The organism is Streptomyces sp. NPDC043870 (assembly GCF_056435785.1).
In genome coordinates this window covers 1-4520 of the sequence record NZ_JBWKDT010000111.1, presented here as the reverse complement: position 1 = coordinate 4520, position 4520 = coordinate 1, and the positions used below count along the sequence as shown (strand labels likewise).

Here is a 4520-nt window from a genome sequence, read left to right as displayed (position 1 = left end):
CAACCCACGGCCCTTCATCTGGACCAAAACAGCCGACGAAATCCTCGACAAAGTCGCAACATACTGCCGACGAATCTCCGACTCGGGACACTAGTTCGACCAACACCGTTCGATCATGCAGCATCCGAGTTGCTGCCGGAACCTGTGCTGTTCAGGCACCGCCTGGCACGGGTTCGCCGGAACATGTGCGCTTTCGTGAACGCCCCGTTGGAGGCGATGGCGACGCTGTTCCTCTCCTCGCGTTCGGTCAGCACCTGGAAGAGGAGTTCGGCGCCGTGGCGGTCGAGTTCCATGTGTTGGGTCGGGGACGAGACGCCGTGCACCCTTTCAGGTGTCGGTTTTCCCGTCCCCGCCCGCCGAACCGGACGTTGTCATCACGCTGTCGCCCTTCCCCATGTGACCGGCTTTCCCGGCCTCCGAGTACTACGGCGACTCCGCCACGATCTGGCGTCATCAGCGGGCATTGCGCCTGCCCGCCGTCCGGCCGGCTGCCGGACGGGAAGGGCGATGCCAGATCGCTTCCCACGTTCACTGAGGATCTCTGTGACGGCTTCGGTGCCCAGCTATACCCCGGCAGCATCGCCACGGACCGCACATCGCAGTCTTGGTCCGGGCCTCCCGAAACCCATGGGATAGAGGCGACGGGAGAGGAGAGGCCATCGGATAGAGCACTCTCCAGCACTGCAAAGCGGCCCATCCACCAGGTTCGGCAGGCCGCTGACGACTCACGGGACGTCAACCACTGGTTCAGTTTCCTTGCACCCATTCCGTCTTCGCTTGCGGGCACGAACCGTCTGGTGGTGTCGGTCCGCCCCTACGTTGTCGAGGCTGCTTCCGGCCTCACCCCCAACCCGGGGTTCAGCCTGCCTCCAGCTTCAACCGGTCCCTGCGAGGACCGGCGGCGGGCCTCTCATCCCGCGAGATCCATCAGCGCCTCGTGGCGCACAGCCGAGCTCGTCGATGCAGAGAAGGTCGACACGGCCGTAGCGGGCGATCGTCTTGTTCAGCTGCTTCTCGTCGGCGGCCTCCACCAGCTCGTTCACGAGCTTGGTGGCGAGGGTGTAGCGGACCCGGTAGCCCTGCATTGCGGCCTCGGTGCCCAGGGCGATGAGCATGTGGGACTTGCCTGTGCCGGAGTCGCCGATCAGGCAGAGCGGCTGGCTCTTCTTGATCCACTCGCAGCTGGCGAGAGTGTTGACCACAGCCGGGTCGATGTTGGGATTGGCGTTGAAGTCGAAGGTCCTCAGCGACTTGTCCCGGGGGAATCCGGCCGCCTTGATCCGCCGTTCCGAGCGGCGTCGGGCCCGGTCGTCGCACTCGGTCATCAGCAGCTCGGCGAGGAAGCCCCGGTAGGTCATCTGGTCCTTCGCCGCCCGGTCGGCGATCTCGGCGAACTCGTTGCGGATCGACGGCAGCCGCAGCAGTCGGCATGCGGTGTCGATGGCCGTGGTCGCGGCCTGCTCGGTCAGGTTCCGCTGGCGGGGCAGGGTGGTCATGGCGCTTCTCCCTCTCGCAGGTCACCGCCGCCGGCGCGGCGGTGTCGGAGCAACTGGTCGTAGTGGGTCACGGAAGGCAGCGGCCTGGTGTCCGGCGGAAGATGGTTCAGCTTCCACTCGTGCAGGAACGTCACGCTCGCCTCTCCTGGCCCAGCAGCCGGCCGCGGCACCGGGACCTCGGCGGCAGCGGGTTCGTCCTCAGCCTGGGCCGCCTTGCGGGCCTCCAGTGCCACCGCGTCCGCGGTCAGGGCCCCGGCCCGCAGCGCGGTGGCCAGGCCGGCGACGATGTGCTCGTGCGCGAGGTGGCGCCCCAGTGCCGGCCCGGCATCGAGGGCGCCCACGAGAAGGGCGGCGTCGATGTGTAGCTGTCGGTACGGACCTTGGGGATCGCCAGGTCCAGGTCCCCGGCCTGCGTGGTCAGCACTCTGTCGCGGTGACCGTTGCGCCAGGTCGTACGGGTCTCGGCGTGCTCGCCGGGCTCCGCGCCGATGTGGGCGGTGGCCTCAGCCTCGATGAGTTCCTGCAGGATCCTCTGTGCGAGAACCCTGATCAACTCGATTCCGTCCGCCGTACGCAGTGACTCCATCAGCCGGAGTAAGTCATGCTGGGACAAGGCCATCGCGTCACCTCTCTCAACGAGCTTCACTACTCGGAGAGTTGCGCGATGGCCGCCTCATGACCAGGGGCTATGCCGAGATCGCTGCTACACCACTCGGCGGGACACCATCTTCACTTGTACGCCGACACCCCGTACGGGGAACCGAAAGTCCCGACGCGCCACCCGCGGCCGAGTCCCGCTCCACCTGGAGCACACTGCGCCCGCTCGTCCTGCGCCTCCACTTCTACGCGGGCATCGATCTTCTTCTTCGTCCGGCTTGGCTGGTGGGGCGCCGGAAGCGGTCCTGCTCGAGCGCCCCTCCAACGAGTGAAGGCCGCTGATAGTGACAGTGGCGGGCTATGGCCTGACGGCTGCGGCGCCAGAACAGGACTGCTGAGGGCGGCGGATAGCGACGTGCTCGCCGCCTACCGGCCCACCGGCAAAGGCCGCGTCGAACGCCAGGTCCTCATCGTCCGCGACCACGTCCTGTCCGGCCGCGCTTTTTCCTCCGTCAAGGAGATGGACGCCGCTTTCGCCGCCTGGGTGCCGCAGCGACAGGCCCAGATCCACAAGACTCACCGGGAGGTCATCGGCGAAAGGGCAGCCCGCGACCACGCGGCCCTCAAACCGTTGCCGGTGACCCCGTATCTCGTGGCCGAGCGACACCTGCGTCCGGTCGGCAAGGACTGCCTGGTCGCCTTCGCCGGCAACCTCTACTCGGTGCCCGCCCGCCGCGTCCGCCCCCGCCACCTGGTCGAGGTCCGAGCCACGAAGTCCCAGGTCATGCTGCACTCCACCCCCCGACACCAGGGGCCGAGACGCTGCTGGCCATGCACCCACGGGCGGTCGGCCGCGGTGTCCACGTCGTCGAAGAACAGCACTGGGACGGCCTGCCCACCGGCAAGGGACGCCGGACCACCACCGGCGACATCCCGTCCCGGCCCGCCCACAGCCACGGGGGGAGGAGGCTCGCCCCTTGAAGGCCCTGCTGAACCAGGCCGCGGCCACCCGCATCGAGGTCGGTCGGCGACCGCTGTCGGTCTATGACGAGCTGACCGGCACCCGCCCCTTCACCCCCCACCCGAGCATGAAGGAAACGTCTTGAGCGAGCTGACCGGCAACCGCATCCGCACCACGGCCGGCAAGCATCTTCTTGATCTCCCGGCGTTCGGGAAGGGTGAAGGTTCTCGGGCGGCCGCCCTTGTACTTCGGGTAGAGCGAGTCGAAGCCGTCCGCGTTGAAGTTGTGCAGCACGTCCCGGACCCGGTCCGCGCTGGTGAACGACACCTCGGCGATCTTCGCCACGGGCATGCCCTGTGCGGATAACAGCACCATCTGGGCCCGCCGCCAGGTCACCACCGAACCGGTACCTCTGCGGATGATCCGCAGCAACCGCCTGCCCTCGTCGTCATCAATCTCCCGGACCCGCAGGTGCTGGACCGGCATCTTGGGGCCACGCCAGTGGCCCGCGCCGATACTCCCGAACTGATTTACTCCAGATCCCGGTAACTGACTCTTCGCGTTGACGCAGCTCATAACCCTCCGCGACAGTTGGGGTCCGAATCGGACTCATTATTCTGTTCACCCCCAGGTATTCGTGGGAGCTTAGCTCTACCGCTGATCGAGCGCCTCGCCGAGCAACCGTCTCCCTTTACACCCTCAGGAGGGCCAGCCTTCTACCTTCCGACGTAAGATTTACGGTCCCTATTCCATCCCGCGTAAGGTTTATGGTCGATGAACGATTTCACCATATTCGGCAAGGCAGGCCTCGAGGCAGCAGCCGACGAGTTCGCTGAGAACGAGATGGCCGACACCGTCTTTTCCGAGGACGGCAAGGTCACCGACGATGTACATGCCGAGGACGAGTCGACTGGTAAGTCGGACACGCCCCGGTCCACTGGGATCGTGACGGGCGCGGCAGCTGTGGTGTGCGCTGGTCTCGGCCTGGTGTCACTCACTGGGGTCTGGCTTGCCCCCGTACTGGCGGAACGCCAACGGACGATCGCACAGCTCAACGGGTCTTCCCAGAGTCTGAATCGGCAGATTGAGCAGGTCCTCGGCGGGGCATGGCATACCACCGCTGCTGTCAACGGTGTTTTTGCACTCGCCGCCATCCTGCTCGCGGCCTTTGTGTTGGTCAGTGCCAGGGGTGCCACGCCGTGGGTACGAATGGCAGTATGGGGCGGGCTCGCCCTCGGTGTTCTTGGGTTGCTGATCGCGGGCGGGACGTGGTTTCACCTGTTCGGCGATCTTCCCCAGGCGCCTCCGGGGCCGGCCCCGGCCCCGGCCCCCAAGCCCAGCGGCTGACCTCGTCGCGACTGAGCCTGCGCCTTACTGATCATTTCAGAATGAGATCGGCGTGTTGGCTTGGCAGTTGGGTGTTGTGGCGGCAGTGTCTGACGATCTTGTGCCTGATGACCTGTGGG

Annotated in this window: 4 protein-coding genes and 4 pseudogenes; 2 read left to right on the top strand and 6 right to left on the bottom strand. The window is 66.4% G+C overall.

All coding sequences use genetic code 11. The annotated features are described in order from the left end of the window. Positions 1-194 precede the first annotated feature (194 nt). From AC0699_RS39375 to AC0699_RS39355, 5 genes and pseudogenes are all read right to left on the bottom strand, one after another. A pseudogene (locus tag AC0699_RS39375) lies at positions 195-296 on the bottom strand (IS21-like element helper ATPase IstB); the annotation flags it as partial. Between the two features lie 651 nt (positions 297-947). Continuing rightward, positions 948-1496 (bottom strand): annotated as a pseudogene (locus AC0699_RS39370) (ATP-binding protein); the annotation flags it as partial. Beyond that, the gene (locus tag AC0699_RS39365; RefSeq protein ID WP_478671377.1) at positions 1493-1837 is read right to left on the bottom strand and encodes a hypothetical protein; all 345 of its coding nucleotides are present in this window, start codon (positions 1835-1837) and stop codon (positions 1493-1495) included. The pseudogene AC0699_RS39370 and the gene AC0699_RS39365, both read right to left, overlap by 4 nt. A gap of 20 nt (positions 1838-1857) precedes the next feature. After that, positions 1858-2115: pseudogene (locus AC0699_RS39360) on the bottom strand (transposase); the annotation flags it as partial. Positions 2116-2451: 336 nt separating this feature from the next. Then, positions 2452-2886 carry a hypothetical protein gene (locus AC0699_RS39355; RefSeq protein ID WP_478671387.1) on the bottom strand — a complete coding sequence of 145 codons (435 nt, stop codon included), beginning with the start codon at positions 2884-2886 and terminating at the stop codon, positions 2452-2454. Between AC0699_RS39355 and AC0699_RS39350 the strand changes: the two genes are divergently transcribed. Next, positions 2785-3141 carry a hypothetical protein gene (locus AC0699_RS39350; protein WP_478671381.1) on the top strand — a complete coding sequence of 119 codons (357 nt, stop codon included), beginning with the start codon at positions 2785-2787 and terminating at the stop codon, positions 3139-3141. The two genes, AC0699_RS39355 and AC0699_RS39350, sit on opposite strands and share 102 nt — an antisense overlap. Positions 3142-3237: 96 nt before the next feature. On the opposite strand, the pseudogene AC0699_RS39345 reads toward AC0699_RS39350, so the two are convergent. Next, positions 3238-3540, bottom strand: a pseudogene (locus tag AC0699_RS39345) (helix-turn-helix domain-containing protein); the annotation flags it as partial. 288 nt (positions 3541-3828) lie between these two features. On the opposite strand from AC0699_RS39345, the gene AC0699_RS39340 reads away from it, so the two are divergent. Further along, on the top strand, positions 3829-4401 hold the full coding sequence (locus tag AC0699_RS39340) for a hypothetical protein (protein ID WP_478671372.1): 573 nt from the start codon (positions 3829-3831) through the stop codon (positions 4399-4401). Positions 4402-4520: the final 119 nt, after the last annotated feature.